At 66.5% G+C, this 16,456-nt stretch carries 12 protein-coding genes; 2 read left to right on the forward strand and 10 right to left on the reverse strand.

The annotated features are described in order from the left end of the window. Positions 1–197 precede the first annotated feature (197 nt). The 7 genes from LKE06_RS30200 to ftsY all read right to left on the reverse strand — a co-directional run bounded on the left by LKE06_RS30200 (position 198) and on the right by ftsY (position 10,225). Positions 198–1,292, reverse strand: a complete 1,095-nt coding sequence (locus LKE06_RS30200) for an amidohydrolase family protein (protein WP_228002853.1) — start codon at positions 1,290–1,292, stop codon at positions 198–200. 595 nt (positions 1,293–1,887) lie between these two features. Then, positions 1,888–3,462, reverse strand: a complete 1,575-nt coding sequence (ffh, locus tag LKE06_RS30205; protein WP_228002854.1) for a signal recognition particle protein — start codon at positions 3,460–3,462, stop codon at positions 1,888–1,890. Between the two features lie 109 nt (positions 3,463–3,571). Continuing rightward, positions 3,572–3,856, reverse strand: a complete 285-nt coding sequence (locus tag LKE06_RS30210; RefSeq protein WP_228002855.1) for a hypothetical protein — start codon at positions 3,854–3,856, stop codon at positions 3,572–3,574. 147 nt (positions 3,857–4,003) lie between these two features. After that, the gene (locus tag LKE06_RS30215; RefSeq protein WP_228003270.1) at positions 4,004–6,484 is read right to left on the reverse strand and encodes a [protein-PII] uridylyltransferase; all 2,481 of its coding nucleotides are present in this window, start codon (positions 6,482–6,484) and stop codon (positions 4,004–4,006) included. A gap of 165 nt (positions 6,485–6,649) precedes the next feature. After that, a complete protein-coding gene (locus LKE06_RS30220; RefSeq protein WP_228003271.1) occupies positions 6,650–6,988 on the reverse strand; it encodes a P-II family nitrogen regulator in 339 nt (112 codons plus the stop codon). A gap of 5 nt (positions 6,989–6,993) precedes the next feature. After that, positions 6,994–8,373 (reverse strand): ammonium transporter, encoded by a 1,380-nt coding sequence (locus LKE06_RS30225; RefSeq protein ID WP_228002856.1) that lies wholly within the window; start codon positions 8,371–8,373, stop codon positions 6,994–6,996. Positions 8,374–8,620: 247 nt separating this feature from the next. Then, positions 8,621–10,225, reverse strand: a complete 1,605-nt coding sequence (gene ftsY, locus LKE06_RS30230; RefSeq protein WP_228002857.1) for a signal recognition particle-docking protein FtsY — start codon at positions 10,223–10,225, stop codon at positions 8,621–8,623. A gap of 111 nt (positions 10,226–10,336) precedes the next feature. On the opposite strand from ftsY, the gene LKE06_RS30235 reads away from it, so the two are divergent. After that, positions 10,337–10,726, forward strand: a complete 390-nt coding sequence (locus tag LKE06_RS30235; protein ID WP_228002858.1) for a DUF2237 family protein — start codon at positions 10,337–10,339, stop codon at positions 10,724–10,726. 117 nt (positions 10,727–10,843) lie between these two features. Here the strand turns inward: LKE06_RS30235 and smc are convergent, their stop codons facing one another. After that, positions 10,844–14,464: a chromosome segregation protein SMC gene (gene smc / locus LKE06_RS30240; RefSeq protein WP_228002859.1), complete on the reverse strand. Its 3,621-nt coding sequence runs from the start codon at positions 14,462–14,464 to the stop codon at positions 10,844–10,846. A gap of 160 nt (positions 14,465–14,624) precedes the next feature. On the opposite strand from smc, the gene LKE06_RS30245 reads away from it, so the two are divergent. After that, a complete protein-coding gene (locus tag LKE06_RS30245) occupies positions 14,625–15,425 on the forward strand; it encodes a hypothetical protein (RefSeq protein WP_228002860.1) in 801 nt (266 codons plus the stop codon). Positions 15,426–15,433: 8 nt separating this feature from the next. On the opposite strand, the gene LKE06_RS30250 is transcribed toward LKE06_RS30245, so the two are convergent. Both LKE06_RS30250 and LKE06_RS30255 read right to left on the reverse strand, forming a co-directional pair. Further along, positions 15,434–15,859 (reverse strand): DUF1707 SHOCT-like domain-containing protein, encoded by a 426-nt coding sequence (locus LKE06_RS30250; protein WP_228002861.1) that lies wholly within the window; start codon positions 15,857–15,859, stop codon positions 15,434–15,436. 133 nt (positions 15,860–15,992) lie between these two features. Next, positions 15,993–16,442 (reverse strand): DUF350 domain-containing protein, encoded by a 450-nt coding sequence (locus tag LKE06_RS30255; RefSeq protein WP_228002862.1) that lies wholly within the window; start codon positions 16,440–16,442, stop codon positions 15,993–15,995. Between the last annotated feature and the right edge of the window lie 14 nt (positions 16,443–16,456).

A 16,456-nucleotide genomic window follows, 5' to 3' on the forward strand; every position in this document is an offset into this window, starting at 1 on the left:
CACGGTCTGCGAGCCCGGTTTTGCGCTTGGAGTGTGTGACCGCCGCGCGGTACGTAACCGGAGACGGGCTGACACTTGTCCAGGAAGGACGGTGGTCCATTGTGCCAGAACGGCCCCGCCCCGACGAAATCGCGTCCTGGTCGCGGCCCGGCTACGCCGAATCCGACCCCAACGCGCGACAGCGACCGGTCGTCGATTCAGCGGTGACCGGTGATGGGGGTCGCGGTTTTCATGACACGCCCGCGCAGCACGACACACTCGGGGTCGGTGAGCATCGCCGGGTTGGTGCGCGGGTCTTCGCGGTAGACGACGAAATCGGCGGGAGCGCCGTGGGCGATTCCCGGGCGGCCCAGCCAGGTGCGGGCATTCCAGGAGGCGGCGCCGAGGGCGTCGTGAGCGGACAGGCCGGCACCGGCGAGGGCGGTGATTTCGTCGGCGATGCGGCCGTGGCGGATGGAGCCGCCCGCGTCGGTACCCGCGAAGATGGGCACGCCCGCGTCGTGCGCGTTGGCGACGGTGTCGCGGACACGATGATGCAGATCGCGCATGTGGGCGGCATAGGTGGGGAATTTGCCTGCGCTGTCGGCGATCTCGGGGAAGGTGTCGATATTGATCAGGGTCGGCACCAGGGTGGTGCCGTGTTCGGCCATCAGCTCGATAGTGTCATCGGTGAGGCCGGTGCCGTGTTCGAGACAGTCGATGCCCGCGTTGATCAGGCCGGGCAGCGCGTCCTCGCCGAATACATGCGCGGTGACACGAGCGCCATTGGCGTGTGCGGCGTCGATGGCCTCCTTCAGAATCGCATCGCTCCACAGCGGACGCAGGTCGCCGACCGACCGATCGATCCAGTCGCCGACGATCTTCACCCAGCCATCGCCGAAACGCGCCTGTTCGGCCACGATATCGGGCAGATCCCGCTCATCATCGAGTTCGATACCGAGTTCACGGATATAGCGCCGGGGCCGCGCGATGTGTCGTCCCGCGCGAATGATCTTCGGTAGGTCCGCGCGGTCGTCGATGAAGTGGGTGTCGATGGGCGATCCAGCGTCGCGCAACAGCAGCGCACCGGCCTCGCGTTCGGTCTCGGCCTGCGCGATCGCGCCGTCTCGGTCCTCGTCGCCGCCGCCGTACCTGATCCCGACATGGCAGTGCGCGTCGACCAGGCCGGGCACGATCCACCCTGCGCCACACAGGGTTTCGGCACCGGCGACGGGTTCGAAGGACACCAGGCCGTCACGCACCCATAGGTCGCGGACCTCATCATCGGGGAGAACCACACCGCGCAGATGCATAGCTACCTCCTTGGCGTCGTCGGCTGTCCCCAACCTACCTCAGGCCGATACCCCACCCGCCACCCGAACACCGAGGTCGGCGGACATGACATCGCATGTACGCCGACCTCGGATGACCTGCGGCCGCAACCTCATTCGGCGGCGGCAGGACCTGACTGGACTACCGAACCTCGGGTGCCGCACCAGCTCACCCACGTACCCACTCGCCACGACACCAGGTTCCGAGCGAGCCCAGACCGAACACTAAAAGCCACGGCCGACACCCAACTCGATCACCAAACCCCAAAGTGCCGCACATCCCCCACACGCACCCACTCGCCACAACCACAGCTTCCGAGCAAGCCGAGACCGAACACTAAAAGCCACGGCCGACACCCAACTCGATCACCAAACCCCAAAGTGCCGCACATCCCCCACACGCACCCACTCGCCACGACCACAGTTTCCGAGCGAAGCGAGACCGAGCCCTAAAAGTTCGCGGCCGGCTCGCGTCCGAGGGGCAAATGCGATTTTGCGACGAAGTCGCGAGCATTTGCCCCTCGGACGCGAGCCATAGGGGCCGCGAACACGCCGCGCCAGCGGCCAATAAACACAGCTACTTCTTGGGGAATTTCAGCTGGGAGAGGTCGATGCCCTCCAGCCCCGGAGGCAGCTGATCGAGTCCGGCGGGCATCCCGGAAAGGTCCGGCATTCCGGCGGGCATACCCGGCATCCCGGCCGGCATGCCGGGGAACCCGCCGCGCACCTTCGGTGGCGTCGGTCCACGACCGCCTTTCTTGCCTTTCTTCCCCTTCTTGGTGTTGCCGCGCCGCGAACCGGGCAGGCCCATCTGCCGCCCCATGGCGGCCATCATCTTCTTCGCTTCGAAGAAGCGGTCGACGAGCTGGTTGACCTCGGAGACCTGAACTCCGGAGCCATTGGCGATGCGCAGGCGACGAGAGGCATTGATGATCTTCGGATTGTCCCGTTCGGCCGGGGTCATGCCCCGGATGATCGCCTGCACTCGGTCGAGCTGCTTGTCGTCGACCGCGGCGAGGGCATCCTTCATTTGTCCCGCGCCGGGCAGCATGCCGAGCAGGTTCCCGATCGGGCCCATCTTGCGGATGGCGAGCATCTGATCGAGGAAGTCCTCCAGCGTCATCTCGCCGGAGCCGATCTTGCGGGCGGCGTCCTCGGCCTGCTGCTGGTCGTAGACCTGCTCGGCCTGCTCGATCAGGGTGAGGACATCGCCCATGCCCAGGATGCGGCTGGCCATCCGGTCCGGATGGAAGACGTCGAAGTCCTCCAGCTTTTCACCGGTAGAGGCGAACATGATCGGCGCACCGGTCACATTCCGGACCGAAAGCGCGGCACCACCGCGCGCGTCGCCATCGAGCTTGGTAAGCACAACGCCGGTGAAGCCGACGCCGTCACGGAATGCCTCGGCGGTGCTGACCGCGTCCTGACCGATCATGGCGTCGAGCACGAACAGCGTCTCGTCCGGCTGCACCGCGTCGCGAATACCGGCGGCCTGCCGCATCAGTTCCTCGTCGATACCGAGGCGACCCGCGGTGTCGACGATGACCACGTCGTATTGCTTGGCGCGCGCCTCGGCGACACCGGCGCGGGCGACCTCGACCGGGTCGGCCGCCGAGATACCGAGCGCGTTCTCGCCGGTGCCGACACCCGACACCGTAGTGCCCGGGTGTGGCGCGAACACTGGCACATCCGCACGCTCACCGACCACCTGAAGCTGGGTAACGGCACCGGGACGCTGTAGGTCACAGGCCACCAGCAAGGGCTGATGCCCCTGTCCCTTGAGCCATTTCGCGAGCTTGCCCGCGAGGGTCGTCTTACCGGCACCCTGTAGACCGGCGAGCATGACCACCGTCGGGGGGTTCTTGGCGAGGGTCAGCCTGCGGGTTTCGCCACCGAGGATGCCGACGAGCTCCTCGTTGACGATCTTGACGACCTGCTGCGCCGGGTTGAGCGCCGCGGAAACCTCGGAGCCCTTGGCCCGCTCCTTGATTTTGGCGATGAAACCACGCACGACCGGCAGCGCGACGTCAGCCTCGAGCAGAGCAAGGCGGATCTCGCGACAGGTGGCGTCGATGTCGGCCGGTGACAGACGCCCCTTACCGCGAAGATCCTTGAGGGCACCGGTAAGCCGGTCGGACAGGGATTCGAACACCGATCGCGCTCCTGATCTCGAGGGACGTCACTTTGATATCCCAGGGTAATGGGACCGCCCAGGTGTTCGCGCAGGCGGTGTGTCCTTCGAGGTCGCCGAGCTCGCCGGACTACTCGAGTGAACGACGGCGCGGTTTGGCCTCCTTGCTGTAGTCGTGGTTCTCGATGGCCACCATGTAGACCGCCTCGCGGGCGGTCAGGCCCAGCTCGAGGGCCATATCGTCGAGCAGTGCCCAGCCGGCGCCGTTGGGTCCATCGTTTGCGGCAACCGTCGAAGCAATCGTCATCGCGGTCACGGCCTGTTGTCCGGTGAGGGTCCGGCCGGGTAGCCAGGAAACGACCCACCGATCACCGCCGACACACCGCGCCATATGCGTGGTTTCGTCACTCGTCATCGTTGACGCCGAAACAACCTCAATTGCCACCGACCTGCTCCCCTCATGCTCGCGATAGCCGGACGCTCTGATATTAGGCTCGGCAACTCCACTGCACGCAATTTCCAGCAAATCGCGTGCAACAGTTCTGTTGCGCCGCAACCGACATCAGGAATCCGACCCCGAACCGGGCGGTTCCGCATCTTGCGGAGGCTTCGGCGCCGGGCGCGGAACCACGTCCATAATCGCCTTTTCGATCGCTTCGCGGCGTCCGGGACCGTCATCGGTGCCGAGGTCGAGACTGAAGGAGTCGACCACCGCGGAACCCATGGTGACCACCTTTGCCCAGCACACTTCGGCGCCGCAGCCCGACAGCGCGGCAGCCAGCCTGCTCAACAAGCCGATGCGGTCTTCGGCGCGCAACTCCAGAAGCACCTGGCCGGGCACCGAGGTGCCGGACCAGATCAGCCGGGGTTGCGCCTGCGCGTACGGGCTCGGCCCGGCCCCCGCGGCCTCGCGTTCCCGTTTGGCCAGCAGCGCGGGCAGATCAAGATTGCCGGAAATGGCCCGAATCAGCTCTTGCCGCAACAGGCCAGCATCCGGCGGGGCACCGAATTTGGGTGACACAACGAAGGTGTTGACGGCCGAGGCGCTTTCGCTGCTGAGCGCGGCAGACAGCACCCGCAGCGAGTGCAACGCCAGCACGCCGGCGGCATCCGACAGCAGGCCGGGAGTGTCCGGCGCAATGACCGTCACGGTGTAGGTGTGCTTCCCCTCGCCGGGGCGCAGATCAACGTGCACCCCGCCCACGGTGGCCTTGGCAAGCAGTTCCGGCGCAATTGGTTCCGGTATCGGCAACTCACCACCGGCCATCACCAACCGGCAGCGACGCACCAGATCACCGATCAGCGATGCCTTCCAGTCGCCCCACACGCCGGGGCCGGTGGCCAGCGAATCGGCCTCGGCCAGGGTGTGCAGCAACTCGATCAACTGCACGTCACCGTCGAGCGCATCGACAATGAACCGCACCGTGGCCGGGTCAGCGAGATCACGCCGGGTCGCGGTTTCCGGCAGCAGCAGATGATGGCGCACTACGGCGCTGAGGGTCCGAACATCCGATGGCCATAGACCGAGCCGACGCCCGATATGGGTGGCCAACTCGGCCCCGACGACACTGTGATCGCCCGCGCGGCCCTTGCCGATATCGTGCAGCAGCGCGCCGAGCAAGAGCAGATCCGGGCGGGCGACTCGTGTGCTCAACGCGCTTGAGTACGCGACGGTCTCCATCAGATGACGATCGACGGTCCAGGTATGCATGGCGTCGCGTGGTGGCAGGTCGCGCACGGCGCCCCATTCCGGAAGTAGCCTGCCCCACAACCCCGTTCGGTCCAGCGCCTCGATCGCGTCGATGACACCACGGCCGGCGCCGAGCAGCACGAGCAGATCGTTGAGCGCGTCCTTGGGCCATGGTTCCCGCAATTCCGGCGCGTCTTCGGATAGCTGGTTCAGGGTGGTGGCCGACATCGGCAGCCCGGTCTGCGCCGAGGCCGCGGCCACCCGCAGGATCAAGCCCGGATCGCGCTGCGGGCGCGCGTCCCTGGCTAGCACCACCTCCCCCGCGTGCTCGACAACCCCTTCGTCGAGTGGTCGGCGCACCGGGATCCGCCGCAACCTGGCCAGGCCGCGCCGTGGCAGTGCGTTGGCCGCGGTCCGCAAGCCGACATCGACGGAGTAACTCACCGTCCGTGCGGAATCGCTCAGCGTACGGGCCAGATCGAAACGATCACCGATGCGCAATGCCCTGCCGATCTCATCGGCATCCTGGGCCCGTAGCTGGTCACGGGCACGGCCCGCCACCCGGTGCAGTTCGGTACGAACATCCAGTAGACGACGGTGCGCCTGTTCGAAGCCACCGCCGGGCACGTCCGGGCCGAGACCGGGCATGGCGTCGGTCAGTTGGGCGATGGCCAGCGCGTCGAGCAGTTGGATATCGCGCAGGCCGCCGCGCCCGCTCTTCAGATCGGGTTCGGCGCGATGGGCGATTTCGCCGCTGCGCTGCCACCGCGCCTCGACTTGGTCGATCAATTCATCGAAGCGCGAACGGATTCCGGTTCGCCACTCGCGGCGCACGCCACCGATGAGCAGGTTGCTCAGTTCCGCGTCGCCGACGATATGCCTGGCTTCGAGCATGCCGAGGGCCGCGATGAGATCGCTCGACGCGACGCGCAATGCCTGCGGTACGGTGCGCACGCTGTGATCGAGTTTGATGTGGGCGTCCCACAGTGGGTACCAGAGTTGATCGGCGACCTCGGCGACGCGAGCCGGGTCGACATCGTCGTGTAACAAAACCAGGTCCAGGTCGGAGTACGGCAGCATTTCCTTGCGCCCGAGCCCACCGACAGCCACCACGGCCAAGCCACTGTCGCGGGTGATGCCGAGTTCGACACCGGTGCTGGTGAGCCACAGTTCATACAGGTCGACCAGCGCGAGCCGCAGCGATTCGGCGTCGAGTCGGGGATTACGGGGCAGCCCACCATCGAGTAATTGGGTTCGAGCTCGGACCAAATCGGCCGCACCATTGGAAACTCTGTCGCCGGCGGCGTCCCCGGTCGCCTGTCTGTCACTGTCACGGTCGTACTGACCAGCCACCAAATCCACCGCCCATTCAATACATGCGACCCCGCCCCGACCGGATCATCCAGTGGGAGCGGGGCCGCCGCTCGATTCGATATTCGTGTTGGACTTGCGTTGCTCCCGGGTCCCTTCGTGGTCGCGTCGCGCTTCCGCCTCCGGGCCCGTCGCGTGCGCTGCGGTCTACAACGCGTCGATACCGCGTTCGCCCGTCCGTACCCGGATGATCGATTCCACCGGAGTCACCCAAACCTTGCCGTCACCGATCTTTCCGGTACGGGAGGCCTCGACGATCACCTCGACTACCTTGTCGACCGACGCATCATCCACGACAACCTCGACCCGAACCTTCGGAACGAAATCCACGGAGTATTCCGCCCCGCGGTAGACCTCCGTGTGGCCCTTCTGGCGGCCGTAACCCTGCACCTCGCTGACGGTCATGCCCAGCACGCCTGCCTGCTCGAGCCCGGTCTTGACGTCCTCGAGAGTGAACGGTTTGACAATTGCGGTGATCAGTTTCATTGTCGTCATGCCTCCTTGACGGCCGTACGTGCCGTGCCACCCACAGCAGCGAAATCGTATGCCGTTTCAGCGTGCTCGGACTCGTCCATGCCCACCGCCTCGGCTTCCTCGCTAGCGCGCAGCCCAATGGTGAACTTCACGATATAGGCAATGACCAGCGAGGCGATGAAGGAGAAGGCCAGCACGGCGCCCGCGCCGACGGCCTGACGCCACAGCTGATCGAAACCGCCGCCGTAGAACAATCCGGTCTTGCCCGCACCGGCTTCCGGCGCGGCGACGAACCCGATCATCAGGGTGCCGACGATGCCGCCGACCAGGTGGACGCCGACCACGTCGAGGGAGTCGTCGAAGCCGAACTTGAACTTCAGACCCACCGCAAGCGCACACAGCGCACCCGCGACCACACCGATGATGAGCGCACCGAGCACGTTGACCGACGAGCAGGACGGGGTGATGGCGACCAGACCTGCCACAATGCCCGAGGCAGCGCCCAGCGAGGTGGGCTTGCCGTCACGGAACTTCTCCACCAGCAGCCAGGCCAGCATGGCCGAACAGGTCGCGAGCACGGTGGTGATGAAGGTCGAACCGGCCAGGCCGCCGGAGGTGACCGCGGAACCGGCGTTGAAGCCGAACCAGCCGAACCACAGCAACCCGGCGCCGAGCATGACGAACGGCAGGTTGTGCGGACGGAATGGGGTGCTCGGCCAGCCCTTGCGATTGCCGAGCACCAGCACCAGAGCCAAGCCGGCGGTGCCGGCATTGATGTGCACCGCGGTGCCACCGGCGAAGTCGACCGCGTGGAGCTGGTTGGCGATCCAACCACCCTCGTGCACGATGTTGCCGGCGGCGTCCTTCACATCGAAGTCGAAGACCCAGTGCGCGACCGGGAAGTACACGACCGTGATCCAGATGCCGGCGAATAGCAGCCAGGCACCGAATTTCAGTCGATCAGCGACCGCACCCGAGATGAGGGCAACCGTGACGATCGCGAACATCAGCTGAAACGCGACGAAAACGCTCATCGGAATCGTGCCCGCGAGTGGAATATTCACCGCCGCGGTCGTCACGGCGCCGCTGGCGTCCTTGACCTCGGCAACCGAATTGCCACTGATCAGCCCCTTCAGGCCGAAGAACTGGGTCGGATTGCCGACGACGCCGAACTTGTTGTCGCCGAAGGCCATCGAGAATCCGTACAGCGACCACAACACGCCAACGAGCCCCATCGCGCTGATGCTCATCATGATCATGTTCAGTACGTTCTTGGAACGCACCATGCCGCCGTAAAAGAATGCCAGGCCCGGCGTCATCAGTAGCACGAGCGCTGAACTTGCCAGCAGCCATGCGGTGTCACCGGTGTCCGGCGCGCCGGTAAGGGGAAATGCCACCTTAATGTCCTCCTCATCTCGGGCCCAGCCGACTCCGGCAAATGGACCTGAACGAAAGGGTGCTCATTCGGTGTTTCATCCGCGACGCTGTCGTGTTTCACCTAGGTGAACGCATGGCGCAGTTGTGTTGCTAGCACGTTTCGTGACCCCAACCACCCGTTTCATGAGTGTTGCGCGATGCGTGTCGCAAGTATCTCGAAGAACGGAACCTCATCGTTACCGACGAGTAGATCTGGTGGACAACCTGTTACCCCAGCAAGGCGTCCACAAACGCCCCAGGCTCGAACGGCGCCAAATCATCGGCCCCTTCCCCCAACCCGACCAACTTCACCGGCACCCCCAGCTCGTGCTGAACCTGAAAAACAATCCCGCCCTTGGCCGTCCCGTCCAACTTCGTCAGCACCACCCCACTGATATCGACAACCTCAGCGAAGACTCGCGCCTGCATCAGCCCGTTCTGACCAACGGTCGCGTCGAGCACCAGCAGCACCTCGTCGACTTCGGCCTTTTTCTCCACGACCCGCTTGACCTTCCCGAGCTCGTCCATCAGCCCGGTCTTGGTGTGCAGTCGACCGGCGGTGTCGATCATCACGACGTCGACCCCTCGTTCGATGCCCGCGCTGACCGCGTCGAAGGCGACGGCGGCCGGGTCCGCGGCCTCCTTGCCCCGGATGGTGTCGGCACCTACTCGCTCGCCCCAGGTCTGGAGCTGGTCGGCGGCCGCGGCGCGGAAAGTGTCGGCCGCGCCGAGCAGCACGCGGCGGCCGTCGGCGACGAGCACGCGCGCCAGTTTGCCGGTCGTAGTGGTTTTTCCGGTCCCGTTGACGCCGACGACGAGAAGGATCGAGGGGTGGTCCGCGTGTGGCAGTGCGCGAATCGAGCGGTCGAGTTCGGGGCGCAGCGCCTCGATCAGTACCTCACGGAGCACGGCGCGGGCCTGGTCGGTGGTGCGTACGCTGCGTGCCGCCATTTCTTCGCGTAGTCGTTCGACGATCGCGGCGGTGCTCGCGGTGCCGAGGTCGGCCAGCACCAGGGTGTCTTCGACCTCTTCCCAGGATTCGTCGTCGAGGTCACCGCCGCCGAGCAGGCCGAGCAGGCTTTTGCCGACGGCGTTCTGGGAGCGCGACAGGCGACCGCGCAGACGGAGCAGGCGGCCTGCGGTGGGTTCGATTTCGTCGAGGGCGGGCGTTCTAAGGGCATCATCCGCGGTTTCGGCGGGCACCGAGGTGACGGACGGAGCCGCTGATTCGGACGGGGCAGTCGTGTCGGCTTCCGCTGTGGCGTCGGAGTTCACTGTGGCGTCGGCTTGCGCGGGCGCCTCGGTCGACGGTGCGCTATCGGCAGGTGCCGCGACGTCGGACGGGGGCGGGGTTTCCGTCGGCGCGGCAGTGCTCGGCGTCCCGGATTCGACTGGCGCGGCATCCGATACGGCCGCGGGACCCGGCTCGTCGGTGGCGGTGTCCGGCGTGGCGGTGGCCGAGTCGGCCTCGGCGGGCGTGGGCTCGAGTAGACCGACATCGTCATCGGGCAGCACGACGTTGGTGATGCCGCGCTTCGGGGCATCACGCGGAGTCGCGGCATCATCACCGATATGTGGCTGCCCGTCGGTATCCGTGCGCTCTATGGGCGCGGGCTCCGGGCGTGTCGCGGCGGCCTTGCCCCCCTGACTGAAGCTGAACCCGCCCGCCGCCGAATATCCGCCTGACCGGTCGGTCAATTCCTTCTCTGAGGTGGGCGGCGCCAACGTGATGCGGCGGCGTTTGTACAGGACGAATCCGGCGACAAACGCGGCCACCAGCAGGGCGGCGACGACGGCAATCAGGATCCAGGCTTCGGGGCTCACGCGGACCATCCTTGCAGAACCGGAAATCCCGCAATACCACGCCGTCCCGGCACACCGACACAAGCCCCGAGATTTCTTGTCCTGCGGAACTTCTCGCGAAGGGACAATAGGATCGGCGACGTGACCGATCGAAACGTGCTTGGGGGGCCGCTGGAAGAGTGCGGCACCGATCCTCTCACCGGGTTCTACCGGGACGGCTGTTGCAGCACCGGACCGGAAGATCTCGGCAGTCATACGGTGTGCACGGTCGTCACGGCCGAGTTCCTCGAACACCAGGCGTCCATCGGCAACGATCTGAGCACGCCGCGCCCGGAAAACAACTTTCCGGGGCTGCGGCCCGGAGACCGATGGTGCGTGGTGGCCGTGCGCTGGTTGCACGCTCATGAGGACGGCGTCGCCGCACCCGTCGTGCTGGCGGCCACCCATGAGAATGCCCTGGAAGTGATCTCGATGGAGATTTTGCGCAAATACGCCGTAGACGTGCCCGACGACGTCAGCGACCTGCTCTAAGCGGACGACGATCCGGCAGAGCTCAGCGCGACGCGCCTGCGGTGGGCCTTCTGGCGGCAGGCAGGCGAGCAGCGACGAAAACTCTCGTGTGACGGGACCTTCGACCCCGGGCAGGCCTCAGTCCGCCGCGCCCACCGTCGCCATATCCTCGCGGCTCAACCGCTGGCTGATCACCTGAGTGATGCCATCGCCACGCATACTGACGCCGTAGAGGGCGTCGGCGATCTCCATGGTCGGCTTCTGGTGGGTGATCACGATCAGCTGGCTCTTTTCGCGCAACTGCTCGAAGAGCCCGATCAGACGGCGCAGATTGGTGTCATCCAGGGCCGCCTCGACCTCGTCCATCACATAGAAGGGCGAGGGGCGGGCACGGAAGATGGCCACCAGCAAGGCGACAGCCGTCAGGGACTTCTCGCCGCCGGACAGCAGCGACAGCCGCTTGACCTTTTTGCCCGGCGGCCGGGCCTCGACCTCGATGCCGGTGGTGAGCATGTCTGACGGATCGGTCAGCAGCAGCCTGCCCTCGCCGCCCGGGAACAGCTTCGCGAAGACGCCGACGAATTCACGCTCGACATCCTCCCATGCCTCGGTGAAGACCTGCAGGATGCGCGCGTCGACATCGGCGACCACATCGAGCAGGTCCTTGCGGGCGCTCTTGACGTCCTCTAGCTGAGTGGCCAGGAAGTTGTAGCGCTCTTCCAGGGCCGCGAACTCTTCCAGCGCAAGAGGATTCACCTTGCCGAGAGTGGTCAGATCCTTCTCGGCCCGTTTCGCGCGACGTTCCTGGGTCTGCCGGTCGTAGGGCATGGGGGCGGGCGCGATGACCTGGTCGCCGCGCTCCTTGGCCTGTTCGTATTCCAGCCATTCCAGATCCGATGGCGGCATCGGCACATCCGGTCCGTATTCGGCGATGAGGTCGTTGAGCGCGATACCGAACTGCTCGGAGATGGTCGCCTCCAGCTGTTCGATTCGCAAGGCCGCCTGGGCTTTCGCCACCTCGTCGCGGTGCACTGCATCGGTAAGCTGGGCCAGCTGGGTGGCGAGGGCGCGGGCGCGTTCCTTCACCTGATCGACCTGCGCGGCACATTCGGTGCGACGGCGCACCAGATCGTCGCGCCGGGTGGCGGCCTCCGCGACGACCGCCTCGAGTTCGGCGGCAACCCGCGCGCCGGACTCGGCGACCGCCGCGGCCACCTCCGCGGCTTTGCGGCGTGCGGCGTGCGCGCGCTCGGCCCGCTCGCGTGCCTCGCGCTCGGCGCGGGCGGCGCGGCGCAGCGAATCCGCTTTGCCGCGAACCGATTCCGCGCGTTCCTCGGCGGTGCGCACGGCCAGTCGCGCTTCGACCTCCATCGACCTGGCCTCGGCCAGTGCGGCGGCGGCTTCCTCTCGCTCGCGACTTGCGGACTCGCTACCCGCCACGCCGACCCCGTCGGCGTCGATATCGGCGTGCTCGAGCTCGGCGTTGCGCAGGCGGTCCTCGAGATCGGCCAGCGAGGCGAGGGACTCCTCGCGGCTCGCCTCGGTGTCGGCGCGCTGACCGGTCAGCTTTTCCACATCGGTCTGCGCGGAACGCGCGATCTGGCCGAGCCTGCCCAGCCGGTCATAGATCGCGACCAGCGCCTGATCGGATTCGTGCAATGCGAGCAGCGCCTGGTCGACGGCGTCCTTGCGGTCGACCTGCTCGGCGAGCGCACCCGAGAGCGCCGCCTCCAATTCCTCGGCGCGCCGCTGCGAGGCGACCAAATCGGCCTTGGCGGTGTCGATATCGGCCTGGATCTCCAGTTGGCTCGGCGCGCGATCGGATCCGCCGAGCACCCAGCCCCTGCCTGTGAGGTCACCATCACGGGTGACCACGCGCAACTCCGGCCGCACCGCCACCAACTCAACGGCGGCGGCCAGGTCGTCGACCACCGCGACACCGGCGGTCAGCGCGAGGATCGCGCCGCGTACCGAGTCGGGGCCGTCCACCACATCCGCCAGCCACCGCGCCGCACCCGGCAATGCGCCGGCGTGCGCGGCCGACCGCTCGGCGCCGCCGAAGACCAACGCGGCGCGACCACCGTCGGCTTGCTTCAATGCTTGTACCGCCGCATGCGCGTTGGCGCCGGTGTCGGCGGCGACCGCGTCGGCAAGCGGGCCGAGTGTCGCGGCAACTGCGGCTTCGAATCCGCCGTCCACCCTGATCAGCCCGGACAAGGGCCCGAGCAGGCCTTCGGCCCGGTTCTCGACCAGCCAGGCCGCGCCGTCGCGTCGCGCGAGCCCCATGGCCAGCGCTTCGATACGCGCGCTCAGCGAAGCGACCCGCTTACCCGCGTCACGGTCCTGGTCCCGCAATTCGGTGACCCGTTGATCGGCGAGTTCCAGCGCCTGCACCGCGTGCTCGTGCTGCGCGTCCAGCCCCGCCTCACCCGCATCCAGTTCGCTGAGTTCGGTTTGCACCGTGTCGAATTCATCCTGCGCCGCGTCGCCGCGATACCGGGCTTCGATGATCGCCGCCGACAGTCGGGCGATCTCCGTGTCCACCGACTGCGCGCGGGTACGCAGGGTGTCGACCTGCCCGGACAGCCGAGCCAAACCCTCACGCCGATCGGCAATGGCTCGCACCGCGGCCAGATGTGCCTGCTCGGCGGCCTTCGCGGCCTGGTCACGTTCGGCGAGCTGATCGCGCGCGGTCTCCAGGGTCTCGACCGCGATCTCCACCGACTCGCGCAGTTCGGCTTCCTCCGCTTCGACCCGGTGCGCCTCGGCCTCGAGCTGTTCGGGGTCACGACCGGTGCCGACCGGGGTTTCGGTATCCAGATGCCGTGCGCGGTCGCCCGCGATACGGATGGTGGCGTTGACCCGCTCGGCCAGCGCGGAAAGCTGGAACCAGATCTGCCCGGCGGCCTCCGCGCTCGGAGTGAGCCGCGAAAGCTGGAATTCCTGCTGCGCCAGTGCGGCATTGGCGGCGTCGAGCTCCGACTGCACGGTGATGTGCTGTTCGCGGGCGTACGCCTCTTTGCTCTGCTGGCTTTCCAGTTCGCGGCGCCGAGTAACCAGATCGTCGGCGGCCAAGCGGAGTCTCGCGTCACGCAGGTCGGCCTGCACGGTCTGTGCACGCCGCGCGACCTCGGCCTGCCTGCCCAGCGGTTTGAGCTGACGGCGCAGCTCGGTGGTGAGGTCGGTGAGCCTGGCGAGGTTGGCCTGCATCGCGTCGAGCTTGCGGACCGCCTTCTCCTTGCGCTTGCGATGTTTGAGCACGCCCGCGGCCTCTTCGATGAAGGCTCGACGGTCCTCGGGTCGCGATTCCAGAATCGCCGAGAGCTGGCCCTGGCCGACGATGACGTGCATTTCGCGGCCGATACCGGAGTCGCTGAGCAGTTCCTGCACGTCCATCAGTCGGCACGAGCTGCCATTGATCTCGTACTCACCCGCGCCGTCGCGGAACATGCGCCGGGTGATCGATACCTCGGCATAGTCGATCGGCAGTGCGCCATCGGAATTGTCGATGGTCAGGGTGACCTCGGCTCGACCGAGCGGCGCGCGGCCGGAGGTGCCCGCGAAGATGACGTCCTGCATCTTCCCGCCGCGCAGCGCCTTCGCGCCCTGCTCCCCCATCACCCAGGTGAGAGCGTCGACCACGTTGGACTTGCCCGAGCCGTTGGGACCGACCACACAGGTGATGCCCGGTTCGAACCGCAGCGTCGTCGCGGACGCGAAGGACTTGAAACCCTTCAACGTCAGGCTCTTCAGATGCAAATTCGACGACCTTTCCGTGCGGTGGCCGGATATTCGTCCACCCTGCGGGGCGATCAGTCATGGTATCGGTCGCGGGCCGATTGCCCGGTAGCCGGGCGGGGAAGCGCCGCATACGATCCTGTCTGATCGCATGCCGCAATGTTTGTTTGGGAGCCAAGAAATGCCAGCCGCGTCGGCCGGAACAATCGTGGCATTGCGGCTTGCCCGGATCGCCGCACTGGTGGCGGGCAGCTTGCTGTTCCTCTATGCCTGTGAGTTCGGCGACGGCACCGGATCGGCGAGTTGGTGGGTCGAGGTCGCCTTCGCGGCAGGGTTGGGGATCGCGGGACTGTGCGCGGGCTGGTTTCAGATCACCCGCGCCCAGGCCTCGGCCGATCGCGAATTGCGTGATTGCTCCGACGGCCACGAACTGCGGGTCCGGATGTCCCCGTCCGGCAACCTCGTCGTGCACGCACGCGACCGCAGGGGCACTTATCCGGATTACGAATGGACGTGGACGTTCCGCCCGGCCACCTTCCCCGCGATCCGAACCGCGCTCGGCGGCGGCGAGGGCGACCTGGTCGACTTACTCGAACGCACAATCCCCGAACTGGATCAACACGGCTACGACGACCCGGGAGCCTGGCTGCGCGAACACGACATCCCGGCCCGCTACCGCGAAAGGGGCGATCACCCCAATCGGATCACCCGCGAACTCCCGGTGATCGAGCTCGGACGGTGGGTCCCCTCTCGACGGGCACCGTCACAGCGTGATCGGTCCGCGCCAACTCATCGCCGCCACAGCTCCCGGCCTGATCACGGCGAGCCACGCGCCACGTCACGTCGCGACTTACCGCCACCAGCCCGGTCGGGTACCCGTCCGGCGGACGGACCGCGTTCGGCGGAATTCGATCCGGATTCTCCGTCCCGCCAAGTCCCCAACCGTTCCGGCGGGCGCCACGGGTGGGCATCGCAGCGGTAGGCCGAACGTCAGCTCGGCCGGCGGCAGAACCTGCCGGATTCGAAACCGGTCAGGATGCGGAGAACCAGCACCGCGCCCCACGGACCGATCACCCACAGCGGCCACGGATAGGTGAACTCGCCGACGCCGAGCGAGATGGCACCCCAGATCAGCACAACGAGCACGCTGACTCCGAGCCACGCGCTGCCCTCGATCTGCTGCCAGATGGGGAGCCGCTTGCGCGATTCAGCGCGTTCGGTGGGCTCTTTCGCCAGCTTCGGCAGGTCTGCGAGGACGAGTTGCAGGTCGTCGCGAGTAGTCGTTTCGTACACGCGGGCGACCCGCTGGTCGTATTCGGCGAGATCGATCCGGCCATCCGTCATATGCCTGGCGAGCAGCCGCACCACCTTGTCACGCTCCGCATCGGAAGCCCGGGTACCAAGCGAGATGTCCATATCCGGTCCTATCGACGAATCTCATACTCCACAGTGGAATGTAAAACAATGATGAATCCTCCAATGTGGAATGTCAATGGACTACGAGATCTGCCGCCCCTCGATGCGCGGGCCGCGCGGCCGATCGCGCGATTCAGAGGATGGCGAAGGCCACGACCAGACCGAGCGCGAAATGCGCGGCGGCCACCACCAGGACTTCGGTGGTATAGGTATCCGATTGCAGCGCGGCACCGATATCGATACCGAGGGCACGTTCGATGAGCCGAACGGAAATGACCTGGGCGATAATGCCGACCAAACCGTAGACGCTGGCCGCGACCAGCCCCTCGGAGAGTTTGCCCGCCGACGCGTAGGTCGCGAGCACCACGATGAACGCCATACTGACCATGCCCGCGGCGGCGACGATGATGGCATTGGGCTTGCCCTGCGCGACGAGACCGCGCAGCTTGCCCGGGGTGGTCAGATCGATCGCGAAGAAGCCGATGAGCATCAACACCAAGCCGACCAGGGCGTAGAGGACGATCGCCCCGACTCCCGTGCCGAGTGAATTCCAGTACCCCGATTCGAGGGCGACTGTGGTCATCATGGTCCTTCCGA

The organism is Nocardia australiensis (genome assembly GCF_020733705.1).
In the GTDB taxonomy this organism is placed as follows: Bacteria; Actinomycetota; Actinomycetes; order Mycobacteriales; family Mycobacteriaceae; genus Nocardia; species Nocardia australiensis.